11 protein-coding genes and 1 pseudogene are annotated in these 16916 nt (G+C 57.4%); 8 read left to right on the forward strand and 4 right to left on the reverse strand.

All coding sequences use genetic code 11. The features are described from left to right. The coding region (locus tag AOQ71_RS16775; protein WP_488226147.1) for a transposase at positions 1-786 on the forward strand (786 nt) is incomplete at its 5' end. Positions 787-856: 70 nt separating this feature from the next. Here AOQ71_RS16775 and AOQ71_RS47930 read toward each other — a convergent pair. After that, complete coding sequence (locus tag AOQ71_RS47930; RefSeq protein ID WP_245316915.1) at positions 857-1474, reverse strand: hypothetical protein; 618 nt, start codon at positions 1472-1474, stop codon at positions 857-859. Between the two features lie 2455 nt (positions 1475-3929). Here AOQ71_RS47930 and glmS point away from each other — a divergent pair. From glmS to AOQ71_RS16800, 3 genes are all read left to right on the forward strand, one after another. Continuing rightward, positions 3930-5756, forward strand: a complete 1827-nt coding sequence (gene glmS / locus AOQ71_RS16790) for a glutamine--fructose-6-phosphate transaminase (isomerizing) (RefSeq protein WP_057748110.1) — start codon at positions 3930-3932, stop codon at positions 5754-5756. A 150-nt stretch (positions 5757-5906) separates the two neighbouring features. After that, positions 5907-7214: a glycoside hydrolase family 28 protein gene (locus AOQ71_RS16795; RefSeq protein WP_057748121.1), complete on the forward strand. Its 1308-nt coding sequence runs from the start codon at positions 5907-5909 to the stop codon at positions 7212-7214. 469 nt (positions 7215-7683) lie between these two features. Next, positions 7684-8577 (forward strand): GH12 family glycosyl hydrolase domain-containing protein, encoded by an 894-nt coding sequence (locus tag AOQ71_RS16800; protein ID WP_245316916.1) that lies wholly within the window; start codon positions 7684-7686, stop codon positions 8575-8577. Between the two features lie 214 nt (positions 8578-8791). On the opposite strand, the gene AOQ71_RS16805 is transcribed toward AOQ71_RS16800, so the two are convergent. Then, positions 8792-9778: a pectinesterase family protein gene (locus AOQ71_RS16805; protein WP_063958250.1), complete on the reverse strand. Its 987-nt coding sequence runs from the start codon at positions 9776-9778 to the stop codon at positions 8792-8794. A 117-nt stretch (positions 9779-9895) separates the two neighbouring features. Between AOQ71_RS16805 and AOQ71_RS43310 the strand changes: the two are divergent. Next, positions 9896-10250 (forward strand): annotated as a pseudogene (locus AOQ71_RS43310) (6-pyruvoyl trahydropterin synthase family protein). A 532-nt stretch (positions 10251-10782) separates the two neighbouring features. Here the strand turns inward: AOQ71_RS43310 and AOQ71_RS16810 are convergent. Then, positions 10783-11652: a hypothetical protein gene (locus AOQ71_RS16810; RefSeq protein ID WP_083514264.1), complete on the reverse strand. Its 870-nt coding sequence runs from the start codon at positions 11650-11652 to the stop codon at positions 10783-10785. A gap of 1371 nt (positions 11653-13023) precedes the next feature. Here AOQ71_RS16810 and AOQ71_RS16815 point away from each other — a divergent pair. Continuing rightward, entirely contained in the window at positions 13024-13857 is an 834-nt protein-coding gene (locus AOQ71_RS16815) for an SDR family NAD(P)-dependent oxidoreductase (protein WP_083514265.1), read from the forward strand. Between the two features lie 457 nt (positions 13858-14314). Further along, positions 14315-14509: a 4Fe-4S binding protein gene (locus tag AOQ71_RS43315; protein WP_083514266.1), complete on the forward strand. Its 195-nt coding sequence runs from the start codon at positions 14315-14317 to the stop codon at positions 14507-14509. 707 nt (positions 14510-15216) lie between these two features. Here the strand turns inward: AOQ71_RS43315 and AOQ71_RS16820 are convergent. Then, the gene (locus AOQ71_RS16820) at positions 15217-15654 is read right to left on the reverse strand and encodes a response regulator (RefSeq protein ID WP_057748115.1); all 438 of its coding nucleotides are present in this window, start codon (positions 15652-15654) and stop codon (positions 15217-15219) included. 387 nt (positions 15655-16041) lie between these two features. On the opposite strand from AOQ71_RS16820, the gene nifH reads away from it, so the two are divergent. Then, positions 16042-16916, forward strand: an 875-nt coding sequence (gene nifH / locus AOQ71_RS16825) for a nitrogenase iron protein (RefSeq protein WP_057741153.1), incomplete at its 3' end; no start/stop codon positions are given.

A 16916-nucleotide genomic window follows, 5' to 3' on the forward strand; every position in this document is an offset into this window, starting at 1 on the left:
CTTCGCATTGCCAAGACCGCCGCGATGATGGCGGGACGCTACGCCCATGCCAAGCAATTCAGGCGGCATCAGCGGCAGTTGCGGATCCTGCGCTCGAGGCTGGGCCGGATCATTCGCGATATCCGCCGCAAGATCGACGGTCAGGCCGTGCTCGAGAACGCGTTCGCCCTTCCGCTCAGCCGGGCCTCGCAGATCCGCTCGCAGCAGCAGCGCCAGCGCGGCTGGAAGCTTTATTCCTTCCACGCCCCGGAGGTGGAGTGCATCGGCAAAGGCAAGGCCGCCGCGCCTTACGAGTTCGGTGTCAAAGCCTCCATCGTCACCAACAACCGCCGCGCTCCAGGTGGCCTGTTCGTGCTCCACGCCAGGGCGCTCCCCGATAACCCGTACGACGGTCACACCTTGCGGGACGTCATCGACCGCGCCGAGACACTCACCGGCTGTCCGATCGAGCGGGCCTATGTCGACAAGGGATACCGCGGCCACGACGTACAAAATCCCCGTCGCGTCTTCATCTCCGGCCAGAAACGCGGTGTCTTCGGAGCCATCAAACGCGAGCTGCGACGCCGATCCGCTATCGAACCCATCATCGGACATTTGAAGACCGATGGTCACCTCGGCCGCTGTTACCTCAAAGGCCGCGCCGGCGATGCCGCCAACGTCATCCTTTCAGCCGTCGGCCACAATTTCCGCCGCATCCTCGCCTGGCTGAGGGCTCTCTCGTGCCTCATCCTGACCGTACTCATAGCAGCCATCAGTCGTCGCCCAGCGCTCAAATCGGCTTCTTAACGGACGACTTGATAGTGTCAGTCCTGTGCCGTTTCGCGTGATGTCGCGGCAGAGGGGCGTATCGGCTATGTCAAGCGGCGGCGATAAGGGCACTGATCAACTTAATAAGAAGGCTAGGTTCGATAATAGATGCGCGTTCTAAAATGAGTTTGGCGATTTCGATCCGGTTAGAAGGAGTTCTCATACTTGGAGGTAATGCTAGGACGGCCTCGTCAAAAAGCAGCCCCAGAGTAGAAAGCTGTTCCGGCTCATACAGTTTGCCGTGGTCCTGTTCGAGACAGTTGGCGTCGCCCCCGATGACCGCATTCTCTGCTTGCGCGTCGAGTTTCGGACACGTGCCGAGCTTCGCCGTTACTAGCTCGCTTGTAAGCGCATTGAGGAGTCGGGTTGCTTCGATCGCGCTCTTGTCCTCGCAGATCAGTCTCGCAACTTCTTCGATTTGCAACTCAATAGTTTGCTTAAGATCTTGAAGACGGTGACGAGTACACTCCACGGAGGGTTGTGCGGTGGGAATATGTGGGTCAGCATCAGCCTTCAGTGGAACGGAAGATGAGTTGGCAAATGCGCGGAAGGGGAGGGCGAAAAATCGAAGGAGTTGCGCGCAAAAACCTAACGTCATCACCCGATATGCTTGATTCAGGCCCTCCACAACCTTCGATTTGCTGGACCCATACACTGTCATAGTCATGGCTGCCTCATGTATCCTTCTGGCACACGAATCTTTCGTTACTCCGCGGTGGCGTCCAGCGCGGCGTGGTTGTGGCCTTCAAAGACATTGCTGGCAACCGTTTGAAAGGACTTCTTCTGCTTTACTGTTGAGCACGGGCCAAACAAGCTACCTAGAGCAACCGACCTCAACTGTCGACAGTAAGTCCCCACGCCCTGCACCATCCCCCAGCTCAACCTCCGCTTGGCCTAGCAGCCTTAATCGGGGTGGGTAAAATAGATTGTTGTGATGGAGGGCATTCACCTCGTGGATAGAACACAGCAACTGTGGCACTCATTCCGAATGATATGCGCGGCGGCCCAACGGACTTGATTCGGTCGTGACGCGCTCTGCGGCACCCAATTTGAAGCGCTTCGGTCGAGCTTAGCGATAAAATGCTCAAAGGCCAGCCCAGAAGGTTGCTCGTGCGGCGCCGGCCCGGCGGCGCAGAAATAAAACGATAGGCCCACAGCGTCTGCGGATTCACTGAAAGCTCGGACGCCGAGCGACGATCTCACTGCCCGAGTGCGACCTGCGCTTTAGCTCGAAAGCGCGCAGACATTTAATCAGAATCTCGCTCGCCTAGCCGGCTTTGACTCCAGATAGCACCATGCTGACGCCATGTATCGTTGGCGTGCAGATCGTAGATGAATCATGCAAGATCACTCATTTTAGTGCTGCCGGAGTGTTTCATCCCCATAAGTAGCTGCAGCCTTTGACTGATGCGGCTTTCCGCCCGAACAGCCCATTCAGTGTCGGGCCGACGACGTCCTCGCGTTCTCGCCGACCTGATGACAAATCCCGTGAGCAGGGGACACCAATTATCCGGTGGACCCGCCCTGAGCGCTTGCCACCCCTTACTCCGGCCGCGACGAGTATCCGGTTCATCAAGCTATTCTTTCGTCCCATCCGACGTCGAGACGGCGTCGAGAGTGTCCTTTGTCATCCCTTGATCTCTACAAGCTAACGCAACGTGCGATTCAAGTCATTTCTGCGTCTCTCGCGAAACCTATTCTATTCAGACATGAGCGCAGCGCAAGTCCGGGCAAGCTTAAGTCCGCGTATCGCGGCAGGAGATAAGACAAGTGCGAAATCACGATAGCAGGAGGCAATAGGATGAAACAAATGACGCTGCCTGCGAGTCGACCAGAGCCATGAATTCGGCAGTCTGGCACCGCGCGAGCATGCCGATTGTGCCAGAGCCGCAAGCTAGAGGAAATGCGCTTATGCTCATATCGTGGAAGGACCGGTTGGGAGCAGCGACAATTCACGCCAGCGCGATCGCTGGCCTGTCCAGATTGTGCAGATGCCGTAGGCAAGCGAATCAAGGCTGAATGAGCGTGACCATCCATGGTGTTGATGCGGCCCATCAACACAATCGATTTTACCAATCTTGTAGGATCTTGCATAACGACGGCGGTTTAGAGAAAGGCCTTCGGTCTAGTCGGAATGGTTATCGATCTTAGTCTGCGCACGAAAGAGCATTTTCGGCGTACGTCGGATATTCGTCCAAGCGCTAGTGTAGGCTGCTGCTCTCGGGGGCAGCCAGTTGACGCTGCGAGCATCCGAAGCGGCCGGCCACGGCTGAAGAACGAAGTTTGTCCCCAAAATCGTGGTACGGCGCGCGCATGAGTTCGGGCTCCTTGAACTCCGGTCCAATGACACATAAGGAAAAGCCAGATTACGCTCAAAATGGACATCTCTCTTCTGTGGCTAAGGTTCGCGGCGAATGCCCTCGCCGCAAATGGAGCGCCGGTAGTAGTCCTCCCTTTTTTCAGCGGACGCTGGTGTGATGTGAAGCAGCCTCGCTCTTCCCAGACTGCTGCCCAGCCAGAGAAAGCGGCCGGGCTTCTTTTGTCGGCCGAGTACAAACGACAGCGTGGAAACGGAAGCTTCAGTCAGCTATTCGCTTCTTTCCGGCATCAGCGGCGCACTTCCTGAGAACTGGGCTGGTGCATCGTGAATAATCCTCAGCGTAACCGACACGCCATGAAGTTTATACTGGTAAATCACAGGACACCTAACGGCGCGTCGAGCTGTATCGATTGTCGTCGATCTCTAGAGACTGGTTACTTGCGAGATGTGCCAAGCCGGCAGCACTATTGCGACTACAATTGTTATCGTCGTTACCAACAGAAGAGATCGGGCGCGCATTGGCTCGCGATCAAGTGGAGCATCGATAGGCTACCGCAAGAATATCTGAGCAATCTTGGAACTGTCGTTTCCTTTGCTGCGGTAGCGTTCTGGTGTTCGATCGTGCTCGTCAAGGTCGCAATGCGGCTCGGCGAACCGGAACTGCTGAAGCGGCCTCATGCGTAAGTCACACCAGAAAGCGCCGAGCTAAACGTTACAGCGTTAGGGCAGGCGACCGAGCATTGCAGAACAGTGGAGCAGATTTGCGAATGATTGCTCCAAGAGTTGGGGGATATTGAGCCGTATGTGCGGGATTGTCGGCATTCTCGGGCGCGAACCGGTTGCAGAGCAATTGGTGGATTCGCTCAAGCGGCTTGAGTATCGAGGCTACGACTCCGCGGGGGTTGCCACGCTCGAAGGCAATCACCTGGAGCGCCGCCGCGCCGACGGCAAGCTGAAGAACCTCGAAGCGCGGCTGCACGACAAGCCGCTCAAGGGGACGACCGGTATCGGCCACACCCGCTGGGCCACTCACGGCAAGCCGACCGAGCACAATGCCCATCCGCACGCCACCGAGCGCGTCGCGGTGGTCCATAACGGCATCATCGAGAATTTCCGCGAGCTGCGCGAGGAGCTCGAAGCGAAGGGCGCGGTGTTCCGCACCGAGACCGACACTGAAATCGTGCTGCATCTGGTCGACGACCTGCTCGCGCGTGGCAACAAGCCGGTCGAGGCTGTGAAGCACGCCTTGATCCGGCTGCGCGGCGCGTTCGCGCTCGGCTTTATCTTCGCAGGCGAGGGCGATCTGATGATCGGCGCCCGCAACGGGCCGCCGCTCGCGATCGGCTATGGCGACGGCGAGATGTATCTCGGCTCCGACGCCATCGCGCTTGGCCCGTTCACCAACACGATCAGCTATCTTGAGGACGGCGACTGGGTCGTGCTGACCCGCAACAGCGTTGCGACCTTCGACAAGGACGGCCATGCGGTCCAGCGCGAGAAGATCAGCCACGCGGCTTCGACCTCGCTGGTTGACAAGGCTAATTACCGCCACTTCATGGCCAAGGAGATCCACGAGCAACCGGAGGTGGTCGGCCACACGCTGGCACGCTACGTCGATATGGCCACCGAGCGCGTCGCGCTGCCGGTCAAGCTGCCGTTCGACTTCAAGAACATCCAGCGCATCAACCTCACCGCTTGCGGCACCGCGAGCTATGCCGGGCTCGTCGCCAAATACTGGTTCGAGCGCTTCGCGCGCCTACCGGTCGAGGTCGATGTCGCCTCCGAATTCCGCTACCGCGAGGCACCCCTGCGCAAGGGCGATCTCGCCATCTTCATCTCGCAATCGGGCGAGACCGCCGACACGCTGGCGGCGCTGCGCTATGCCAAGGCCGAGGGCGCGCACACGATCGCGGTCGTCAACGTGCCGACCTCGACGATTGCGCGCGAGAGCGAGACCGTGCTGCAGACACTGGCGGGACCCGAGATCGGCGTCGCCTCGACCAAGGCCTTCACCTGCCAGCTCATGGTGCTTGCCTCGGTCGCGATCGCGGCCGGCAAGGCGCGCGGCCAATTGTCGGAAGAGGACGAGACCAGGCTCGTGCACGGCCTGGTCGAGATCCCGCGCCTGATGGCAGACGCGCTCAGCACCGAATTGCAGATCGAGAAGCTCGCGCACAGGATCGCCAAGTCGCGCGACGTGCTCTATCTCGGCCGCGGCACGAGCTTCCCGCTAGCGCTCGAAGGGGCGCTGAAGTTGAAGGAGATCTCCTATATCCATGCTGAGGGTTATGCCGCCGGTGAGCTCAAGCACGGGCCGATCGCGCTCATCGACGAGACCACGCCGGTCGTCGTCATTGCACCCAACGATCGGGTGTTCGAAAAGACCGTCTCCAACATGCAGGAAGTTGTCGCCCGCGGCGGCAACATCATCCTGATGACGGACGCCAAGGGCGCGGCCGAAGCGACGGTCGATTCTCTCGTCACCATCGTCATGCCCGACATGCCGGCGGCCTTCACGCCGATGGTGTATGCTGTGCCTGTACAACTTTTGGCCTACCACACGGCGGTGGTGATAGGCGCCGATGTCGACCAGCCGCGCAACCTCGCTAAGTCGGTGACCGTCGAGTGAGGACGAGGGAACGGAGACGATCACTTCTGTGTCCTTGTGGTTGTCGGGCGGTCCATTCCGGCTCTTGGATAACGAATCCTACGGCAACTTGGATTTGGATTCGCAGTAGGTTGGGAAACGTTGGTGAGCCGCCAGAATTGAGAGTTGTTCATGTTGGTCCGTTTGCATTTTTTGGCTTTGGTCTCGATTCTTGCCACAGTGGGCCTCGCACAAGCCAAGGATCGCCGCCCTGTCACCGAGCCCGTTGCACCTCATCATGTCTGCGCTCGGCTGGCGCCGTCGAGTGAAAACGTCACGGATAGTCTGCAAGACGCCATTGCTCACTGTCCCCTTGGCTCGGCCGTCTACTTGGCAAACGGGATCTTCAAGTCGGGTCCCATCGAGATGAAATCTGGCGTAACGCTATGGATCGAACGCGACGCCACGCTTGTCGCTCTTGCACAGCCGAAAGCTTATGACAAAGGCTTAGGAAATTGTGGTCGTATCGGAGGCAAAGGCGATGGCTGTCGCCCATTTATTAGCTTTTCCAAAACACTGGGAGGCGGCATCTACGGCGATGGCATCATCGACGGCCAGGGCGGCGCGCTCATGGTCGGCACCGGTGAGAGTTGGTGGCAATTGGCGCGGCGCGCGCAAAGTGAGGGCGGAAACCAGAACGTACCTCGCCTCATCCAGATCGACCATGCCCAGGACATTGCCTTTCACGGCATTACACTGCGTAATGCGCCCAATTTCCACGTCGCGATGAACAGGGTCGAAGGTGCCACCTTTTGGGGGGTCACAATCGATACACCGGCCGACGCCCGCAATACAGACGGCATCGATCCGGGCGCCAGCCAAGATGTGACCATTGCTCACTGTCAGATCCGTACGGGAGATGACAATGTGGCGATCAAAGCCGGAAGCAATGGTCCCGCCCGCTATATTTCCATTATAGACAATTACTTCGGGTGGGGGCATGGCATGTCGATTGGCAGCGAGGTTAGCTCTGGTGTCAGCGATATACTGGTGCATGGCCTGACCCTGGACGGCACGACGTCTGGCTTGCGTATTAAAAGCGACGTCAGCCGAGGTGGCCTTGTGGAGAGAGTCACCTATGATGATGTGTGCCTTCGCGGCAACCGATGGCCTATCTATTTCGATACACGCTATAATCCCCAGGCGCACGGCGACAAACTGCCGGTCTACCGACAGATCGTTCTGCGTCACGTGCGTGGCGGCGGTGGTGCGCTGGTGATGCACGGGCTTGATCTAGTCCATCCGCTTGAGATTGCGTTGGAGGATGTATATTTCTCCGATAGCGCGACTTGGCAGGTGGAAAATGCAAATGTGGTGGTTTCAGCGGTGTCGCCGCCTCTGCGGGGCGGGCACGGCCAAGTGCCGTCTGATGCGTGGGAAGTTTGTGCAAAGGCGTTCTCAAAAGCACCCAGCGAGTCTGCGAACGGCATCGCGCCCTGATAGAATCTATCGCCTCTTGTTAGGTACGGCTCATGACCGATCAGGTCGCGAGCTCTCTGAGCACGGCTGGCTTAGCCGGTGCCGTCCGTCCGCCCGCCTCGCGGGATATGTTTGGCTGAACTTTCCAGCTTCGGCTCCTTGTCAGATTTTGCGCCCGCAGACCGCAGGTAGCCCCCCTCGACTGTCCATTTCAGTTGAATAGAGAGGCTCTGGTCGCCGACGATTGGATTGCCGCCGATCTGCTGAACTTGGAAGCAGCCACCAAATTTGCAAACTCCAGCAAATGAAATGAGAGCACCACACTCATTGTTGGACGTTCGATGTCAAACCAGGCTCAGGTTGCCCCTGTCTCAGCCAGGCTGCTGTCATGCCAGACCGCGAACCCGCCCCGGGTTCACTTTTCTTTTCGATTTCGTCAGCTTCTCGAAAGCCAACTTTCCTAGCATTCGAACCTAGTCTCTAGACATCGATGCTGCCTAAGAAGGAACTGGCCACAAACCTAGGGTACCCGCTGGGTGGATCTGCAAGAGACTCTGTTTCTCGGAACCGAAAGAAGAGCTTTATGGAGTCCAATCGGATAAACGGTGCCGGCTCGCCTGAACCCTTAACGGGGTACGTCCAAACACTGGAGTATCATGATCTATTTAGGCAGGCAGTGAATGATGCCAAGTCAGCATCATCTGCCGCGCCTGTATCGGCAAAGGCTTCGGCTTGGCACTCGAGCGATCCATACGGGAGCTATTCACGCGACGGCTACTCTTGGAATAACGACGTATGGGGCGCGGGCGCCGGGCCTCAGACGATTTCGGTGGGTGCAGTCAACGAGTGGGGCGTGTGGTCGAACCAGCCTAATACTCGCGGCATCAAGAGTTATCCACACCAGGCTCTTGATATCGGCAAACCGCTCAGTTCAATCAACACTTTGAGCTCGAGCTTCAATCAGACCGTTCCTGCTGGAGGCGCCTGGGACGTCGCTTATGATATCTGGGACAGCTCAAAGCAGTATGAGATAATGCTCTGGACAAATTACACCGGAAACCCGGACGGTAGCGGCAACGTTAAACCCATTTCATATAATTACGCCGCTTCCGGGGCGGCGATCCCGGTCCGCAGCAATGTCAACATAGGTGGAGCGACTTGGAACGTGTTTGAAGGCTACAACGGTCACAAGGTCATCTCACTGCTTCGCACTTCGAAAACCAACAGCGGCACAGTGGACATCAAGAGTGCTCTGGAGTGGATCAAGTCGACGGGTTACTTTGGCGACATAAAGGTTGGTAGCGTCCAATACGGCGTCGAGATCACCTCGACCCCTGGGGGAAAGAACTTCAATTTCAACAACTGGACCGTGACTTCGAAGTGAAGATCTGCGGGCGGTGAGCTGATCTGCGCTTATGCCCTTGAGGCACGCCGACCGAGCCTCAGCTTGCCGCCTATGGCTGAACGAGAAGCTGACGAAGTTCGCGAGGCGGTTCGCGAACCCTGAAGAAAAGATCGTAAGGCGGTGCAGAGCTGGGCGTGACAGACCCAGAACGGCGCAGCGGTGGACATAGTACAAATTTACGCCACATAGTTTCCTATCTTGATGTTGAACTCAGCAACCAGTCCGTATCATCAGCGAAGAACGCTTTGAGCGACCATTGCTTGGCTTCACTGTCGGTTAGCTGATGGGCGTAAGGCTCCCGTCCTCTGGGGTTGGCGCCGATACCGGTGGATTGATATTCGGCATAATAGGCGGTCTTCAATCTATTGGTCTTACCGCGATCCCACTCGCTCCAGCCTTCCGGTATCACCGGCGCATTCATTCGGGTGAATAAGAAGATCACTGTAGCATAAGAGCGCCAAGGACGGCCAAGGGCGATGCCGTGTGCGCTCGGATCGGCGGTCAGGGTGCAATGGTCGAAAACATAGGCGCTGTCTTCGTCCGGCGAGTCTTTGCTTTGTGCGGTATACACCACAGCCTGGTTGGCAATGCCGTGCAACTCACAATGTTGGAAATAGGCCTTGGCGTTGCCAAATACATAGTCGACATGGCCCTCGACGTAGCAGTCCGAAAAGTATTGCCGTGCGGTTCGGCCGTTCGGCCCTTTGTTGGCGAATAGTGTGTCCTGTGCGCCGAGGAGCCGGACGCGGGTAATAATGTCCTTGTCTCCGGTAATAGACAGCGCCACCGCTTGCGACGGCGGATTGTCTGGATCCAAGGAATAGTCGTTTTGTATCGTCAGATTATCGAGTCGGAAGTCATCGCCAGATGCGTCCATCGTGGCGGAATGAACGGTCCCTCCCACTTTGATCGCGCCGTCGCCGTAGACGACCACCGTGTCCTCTGGTCTCTGGCCGGTGCCTTTGATGTGAACGCCAGGCTTGCCGATTTTGATCTTCTCGCGATAGACGCCCGGTGCGATCAGAATGTCGCCGCCTCGAGCCGGCAGTGCATCTACCGCCTCCTGGACGGAGCGATAGGCCATGTGCCCGGATTGCGAGACCAAGAGCCGCTCAGCATGTGCCTCCGATGGCTGCAAGGATCTGGCCAGAACGGCGGCGGAAATCAGGAGAATTCGCATAATGGTCCCCCACTCTTTGTCGAAGGAATAGCAAACTTGATAAACGTTTTGTGTAGTTGCGTCCTACATGAAGGCAGCTCTTCCCCAGGCAGACATACTGCAAGCATCTGAGGACGGATGAGGATATCGCAAGCGTTCAGGTTCGAGGCAGCTCACCGCCTCCCCAACGTACCGGCCACACACAGGTGCAGCCGCATACACGGGCAGTCCTATCGTATCGAGGTGCAGCTTGATGGGCCCGTGGACCCGATCCACCGGATTCGTCATCGATTTTTCGACGTAGAGGAGTCTTTGGCCGAAATAGTGAATGCACTTGATCATCGATATCTGAATGAAGTCGAAGGTTATATAATTCTACCGCCGAAAATATCGCGGTTTGGATCTGGGAAAGATTGCATCGCAAAGTTCCGCGAATTCGTCCGTTCGGGTCTATGAAACGTCTGATGCCTTGGCTGAATATGACCGACGATGAGAAAAATCAGTCTTCTCTAAGCTTTTCTCCTGCTGGATTGTCCAACAACGGCGATAGGCGAGCGGTCGTACTGCGCTGGCGGTGATCAAAATCGATCGCGGACCAAGCGCCAGGGGACCGCCAGCTTCGACGCCTGGGCGATACCGTCCAGTGGTTGGCGAGCGCATTTCAGAATCCAGCGGCATCATCTCAGTACATTTGGGAGAGATTGCCGGAATCCCCGCTTCAGACAGCCTCCTCAATATTATGCCAATCATCAAGCCATGCCGACTTGGATCATCGACTAGCGCTTGCACCGCAAGGCGCTGGGCTGACCGAGCAGCAAATAAACTTTCCTATTCGGTAGTTGGCACAAGATGCGATTCGCGAAACCACGGTCGGTGGTTCGCACTAACGGCTCGCCAACGGCAAACACGTGGAATGGGAGAGGAGCGCGCGGCGCGCGCTCCTCTTCCTGGCCTGTACCTTTTACAGGTGGGGGCAACGAGGATAAACCAGATCGCTCTCGAATCCGGTCTCGTCATTGCAACTGTTACCCTATGGCCAATTGTCCCATGGCGCGCTCGAGGTGCCATGAAGGGTCGTCGTCAGAAGAATCTGCTTCACTCGAGTATGCTTCGCTACTTGCTTCGCTACCTGCTTCGGTATCGGTGTCGTTGCCCTCGGATTTCGAAAGATACAGTGGAGGTTTATCGGCTCGCTGCCATTCACCGTCGTCGTTCTTCGTCCATTTTTCGGGATGTTGGTTGGGATCGAGCCCCCAACAGTTATTACCCCAATCGCCCATATCACCCATATGAACAAAGCCCATCTCCGCTAGACGGGGTTCAATCCCATCTAAGGCAGGACGCGACATGACCAATGGCCGCTCGCCGTCGAGCCGAAGCTGATGCTCCAGCAGAATATCGCCTGCGTTCTCGACCAGCGGATGAGTAACCCTAAGGTCCAGAACGGATGTGACGTCGCTATGCTCAGGAAATTTCCGCTGGGCCTCTTCCGTTTCGAGGGGGAATCCGGCTCCTGACCTTAGAAGACCGACAGTTTTGTCGCCCAATTGATAGCGGAAGAAACGCGCCCTCTTGTTCGGATTATCGTAGGTGCTGGCATAACCCCCAGCAACCCATGCGGCACGATCAGCTTTGTTGGATACGAAATGCGAGTACTCTTGTGGATTGCCGGCGATGTGTCTGATGTCACCGCCCATAAATCCTCTTACTTCTCTCATGAAGGAAGACCTGTCGATCTCATCGATTGGGGGCTCGGCGACCAGGGAGTACGGCCTCGCCGCCGACGTGCCCGCAACCGTTTCAGCAAAGCGATAGCTGTCTTCTGAACGTCTCGTTTCATCAGCCTGGCTGGCGCTTGTGGACTGGCTGGATGAGCCAGTGATTCGGCTATACATTAGATTCGCCCTCCTATCGGCAAAGTTGCTTGCTACGCGCTTGTGCCGCTCAAGCGTTGGGCACAATGATACGCAGCCTAACTGACCATAAGCTGACACGCCGGCGCAGAGCGTCTGCTGCCGACCGCGACTAGCGTAGGTTCTGTGGGGGGCACGGCTCACGGGTCATAGCAACGAAGCGTCGATCGGCTTGTCTGCGCGCAGCGGGACGTGTTTGAATTCTTGAGCCTGCAGAAGAGATTTTTGATCGTGGTGTGTACTTTTCTCGTCGACGGGCGCGCGGCTGTGCGCGGCGTGGGTGCCGGGAGATGACTACCTTGGCGCCGATGCTCGCCGAGATCGGCGATGATGCATTGCTGCGGAACGCCTTGGCGGCGATCAGTGCGTCGATGGCGACATTTTGGATGATGGTGGAACGCCGACGATGGCGAAGCTCTATTCGGGCAGCAGCACGAAACACACGAGAGCGCCGACCGCATCCGTGAGGCCAGGATTTTGGTGTTCATGCCACCCTTAACGGCCGATAGCCTGACCTTGGGTCCTCCTTTTGCGCCTTGTCCGTGGCGGTGCACCTTGATGCCCGCGGCGTTGACGATGGCGTATTCCATATCCGTCTCGTCTCGCCCCGAACAGGCTCTTCCGCACATTGGCCCAATGCCCGAGCACACGCCGGTTCGATATAGGGGACGCATTGTTAACTCATGAGGAATTTGGGAATGGCTATGAGATCATCCGCAAGCTGATCGATGAAAATTCGAACCTCAGGGTCAACTTCATCAATCATGGCGGAACTTCGGGAGTCTTGCGTGCAAGGCGCCGTTGGAGTCAAACGCAGAGTCCAATCGCACAAATTGACGCTACGTACGATTCAAGCTCTTTCGAACATTTGCGCAAATGATGTCTCGTCGATGCGGAGCCGGTCTAGCGGCCTAAGTTTCGCCACGCTGCTCGCGTCAGTCAGAGCAGCATCATCACGGATGTACTGATGGTGCAGAGGCGGGACCCGGCGCATTTTACGACTGGCAAAAGTGCGCCGGGCGCCTCGGTTTGCTGGCGAGCCGCATGCGTAAAAGACCTATCGAGTGCATAGGGGTGGTTGGTGGGCCTTGACGTACGGCCTCTCGCAACACGCTATAACTCTGGGAAGCTCTGGTGAAAACACGGGTCTTTGTCAGCCGCTTCGCCAAACGACGCCGACCTCAACGCCGAATTTGGTTCGAAAGCGACGGGCACCTGCTCCAAACCGAGCAACATGTCGCGAGGCGACATGCGAACGAGAGAATCGCTTCGTGCGTTGAACGCCGCGGCCCAATTATTGCAAACGTTCCTGCCAAAGATGCCGACTTATCTGATCACTCTCAAGGAGCTCGCTTGTCCCTTCATGGAGATGACGGTGTTGCTGGTCAGACCGCTGAACCAGATCTGGTGCATTGTCCGTTTCACGACGACAAGTCCCACGCGCGACTTGGCGAAAGGAAGACGCTTGTACTAACAGGCGCCTCGCGCGGCATCGGTCATGCTACGGGCAAATTGTTCTCGGAAGCTGGTTGGCGAATCATCTCGTGCTCTCGGCAGCCCTTCGATGACCGTCGGTGTCCATGGGATTCGGGAATCAACAATCATGTGCAGGTGGAGCTAAGCGATCACAACGCATTGCCGCGCGCGATTGCCGAGATCAAGGCGCGGCTCAATGGAGAGCCGTTGCACGCCCTGGTCAACAATGCAGGTATTTCCCCGAAGGCACCGGATGGCGGTCGACTGAATTCGTTGACAACATCCATCGGAACCTGGATGAGCGTATTTCACGTCAATTTGGTCGCGCCGATTCTACTTGCGCAAGGTCTATTCGAAGAATTGAAAGTGGCATCCGGCTCGATCGTCAATGTCACGTCAATCGTAGGCACTCGCGTGCATCCTTTCGCAGGCACCGCCTATGCGACCTCTAAGGCGGCGCTCGCCTGCCTTACGCGCGAGATGGCGCATGACTACGCGCCGTTCGGCATTCGGGTCAACGCGATCGCGCCGGGCGAGATCAAGACAGACATTCTGTCACCGGAAACTGAAGCGAGGTTGGCGCCGATCATACCGCTACACCGTGTCGGCACGCCGGACGAGGTCGCGAAGGTTATTTTCTTCCTCTGCTCAAGCGCCGCGAGCTACGTCACAGGTGCGGAAGTTCCAATCAATGGCGGGCAACACGTGTGAAGCTGCCGCTGCGGTTCACTGCGGTTTTGATGCGCTCATCAGGACGAGATGTCGGTCGTACCTGGTCTAATGTCGCAAACTGGCCAAGTCGTCGAAGACGACAACAGGGTGCCGATAAGCTGACAATGCAAATATATGAGTTTCCCGCCAGACCCGGCACGAAGCGATAAAGTCTAAGCTTCCTCGGATTTTCCCGGCCTAAGGCGGCAGCTGACGCTGCGGGCAGGTCCGCCGAGCCAACGTCGGCGCGCGCAAATGCCCACTCGCAGATCGACGACACGCTCAAGATAGAACCCCAATTCACACGATTCTGATGAGACGATTGTCAATTTCGAGGTGGTATTGCCGGCGACGACAGACTTACAAAAGTCGGTGTCGCGAGTTCCGGTCTCTCGCGTGTGGCACGAGGCTTGAAAGCCAGGTGTCGCGCACCGCTTAATCCTAGGAGTCTTAATCCATGGCCTACAAGATCGTCGCTTCGCAATGCTCGGTTTGCGGTGCATGTGAGTTCGAGTGTCCGAACGGCGCGATTAGCCTCAAGCGCGACATCTATGTAATCGATCCGGCAAAGTGCACAGAGTGCGAGGGACATTCCGATACACCGAAATGCGCGACGGTCTGTCCAGTCGAGGACACATGCGTTCCCGCCTGACAATGTTGATCGAGATATCGTCGCAGATAACATCAAATAGGAAAGAGTGTCGGCGCATCCCCGCCGCGTCGTCGAGCGGCGTGGCAAGCTTGCGTCAACTAAGAAAGAGCGTGCGTCAGCGTCGTCGTGGCCAGCGGCGAATAGGGCGCACAGTCTCGAAGGCAGAGCGAGGCGATACATCGGTTGGCATGCTGAGTGGTGGATGGTAGCGGCCGACAAACAGTCGAGCGGGTCGGCGGCTTTGACGTGGACCAATCGCAACCCGTGAGGCCCTGATAGATCCCAATAAGGGCTTGAAGGACTAAGAGGTTGCCAGAGACCGAGTGAGAGCTCGCTTGAATTCTCCCCACGGTACCTGGAGGGCTGTTACCGCTCGTTGATCGCGACCGAGCTGGTCCGCCGCGTTGAGTATCCGACAATCGAGTGCGGCATCGCGAGGCCGAAGAATGCGCTCGTCTCGCTAAGCATGGCCGATTCAGATCCGGAAGCCCCACGAGCTTGCTATTTCCCTCCGCCAAGTCGCGATGCTGGAGCCCCACGAACTGCGCGCGAAGCGGTCTTCAACCCTGGATCAATGGTCCGGACCCTCAGGGCGGAGCCAATGAAGAGGGCGTCGTTTTCATGTCGATTGCGAAGCCGTCCGCGAGCATCGTGAGCTGGTGCAGGTCGACTGCAACCGGGCCATCCAAAGTCGTCGGAAGACGTGTTTAATCGAACCTGACGGGAATGAGACCGGATGGTCCGTCGTGGGAGACCGGTGCACCCAACGCTATCCTGACGGCCTCGCAGACAGAACTGAAGGAGATCGGATTGCTGATGACGCCATGTGCACCCCGTTCAAGTCCTATCTGCACGAAGGGGTCGGAGTTCCGCTCCGCTATGAGCAGGATCTTGGGACTCGCGAACACCTTGATAAGCTCTTCCAGGACTGCCTCTCCTCGCTCCCGCAGGATGGCGATGCCAACCAGAACCACGTCGGGAGCTTCCCTTGACGACGTTATGGCGTCATCCACGGAGGCAAAAGCATGTGTCTGGTAGCGCTCACGTAGGATGTAGTCGAGCGCGGAACGTACGACCTGCTCAGGTTCGATCAGGAGAATGCTCGGACCGTCGCTCCTCGTAAAAGCCTCGGTGTCGAACTGCATGATACCCTCTGTGCATTAATTAATACGCATCAAAGCAAGCTCCGTACCGTAGCTGTCCAGCTGTGCGAACGAAACTGTCTGTGCGAACGAAACTGTCGATTCGTTCGTTGCGTAAAGCAAAGCGTCTGCCTTGTTTCAGACAAGCGAGTGCGACCACTCACGTCGAAGATTGCCAATGTCGGACTTGCGACAATGCCGCCCCTCCACCGGTATCTATCTCCACTTGCACTGTTATTTGTTTCGAGCGGGCGCTGGCACGCTCGTTGCAAAAGTCGTTATGCAAGGGCGCGGCTGTCGGCCCTTGTATCTCACCGAGCTGCGAATGCGGCGAGCCGAGTGATGGGATTACGAAAGTACGCAGATCACAATTGATCGATGGAGAGCAACATGTCGTCACTGAGACAAATCGCATTTTACGGCAAGGGCGGTATCGGCAAATCGACCACATCACAGAACACGCTCGCAGCGCTTGCCGAGATGGGTCATAAGATCTTGATCGTCGGCTGCGATCCGAAGGCCGATTCGACCCGCCTGATCCTGCATGCCAAGGCACAGGACACGATCTTGAGTCTCGCGGCGAGCGCCGGCAGCGTCGAGGATCTCGAGCTCGAGGACGTCTTGAAGGTCGGTTATAAGGATATCCGCTGCGTCGAATCCGGGGGTCCGGAGCCAGGCGTCGGGTGCGCAGGCCGGGGCGTCATTACGTCGATTAACTTCCTGGAAGAGAACGGCGCCTACGAGGACATCGATTACGTGTCCTACGACGTGCTCGGCGACGTCGTCTGCGGCGGCTTTGCGATGCCGATACGCGAAAACAAGGCGCAAGAGATCTACATCGTGATGTCTGGCGAGATGATGGCGATGTACGCCGCCAACAACATCTCCAAGGGCATTCTGAAGTATGCCAATTCCGGCGGCGTGCGGCTTGGCGGCTTGATCTGCAATGAGCGGCAGACCGACAAGGAGCTGGAGCTGGCGGAAGCGCTCGCCAAGAAGCTCGGCAGCCAGCTGATCTACTTTGTCCCCCGTGACAACATCGTCCAGCATGCCGAGCTACGCCGCATGACGGTGCTGGAATATGCGCCGGACTCCAAACAGGCGGAGCACTATCGCAATCTCGCGTCCAAAGTCCACAACAATGGCGGCAAGGGCATCATCCCGACGCCGATCAGCATGGACGAACTTGAGGATATGCTGATGGAGCACGGCATCATGAAGCCAATCGACGAAAGCCAGGTCGGAAAGACCGCTTCCGAACTCGC

This window comes from Bradyrhizobium manausense, from assembly GCF_001440035.1.
Taxonomy (GTDB): domain Bacteria; phylum Pseudomonadota; class Alphaproteobacteria; order Rhizobiales; family Xanthobacteraceae; genus Bradyrhizobium; species Bradyrhizobium manausense.

Coding starts and splice junctions, on each gene's coding strand:
- AOQ71_RS47930 (WP_245316915.1), bottom strand. CDS start 1,474: ATGACTATGACAGTGTATGGGTCCAGCAAATCGAAGGTTGTGGAGGGC.
- glmS (WP_057748110.1), top strand. CDS start 3,930: ATGTGCGGGATTGTCGGCATTCTCGGGCGCGAACCGGTTGCAGAGCAA.
- AOQ71_RS16795 (WP_057748121.1), top strand. CDS start 5,907: ATGTTGGTCCGTTTGCATTTTTTGGCTTTGGTCTCGATTCTTGCCACA.
- AOQ71_RS16800 (WP_245316916.1), top strand. CDS start 7,684: ATGCTGCCTAAGAAGGAACTGGCCACAAACCTAGGGTACCCGCTGGGT.
- AOQ71_RS16805 (WP_063958250.1), bottom strand. CDS start 9,778: ATGCGAATTCTCCTGATTTCCGCCGCCGTTCTGGCCAGATCCTTGCAG.
- AOQ71_RS16810 (WP_083514264.1), bottom strand. CDS start 11,652: ATGTATAGCCGAATCACTGGCTCATCCAGCCAGTCCACAAGCGCCAGC.
- AOQ71_RS43315 (WP_083514266.1), top strand. CDS start 14,315: ATGGCCTACAAGATCGTCGCTTCGCAATGCTCGGTTTGCGGTGCATGT.
- AOQ71_RS16820 (WP_057748115.1), bottom strand. CDS start 15,654: ATGCAGTTCGACACCGAGGCTTTTACGAGGAGCGACGGTCCGAGCATT.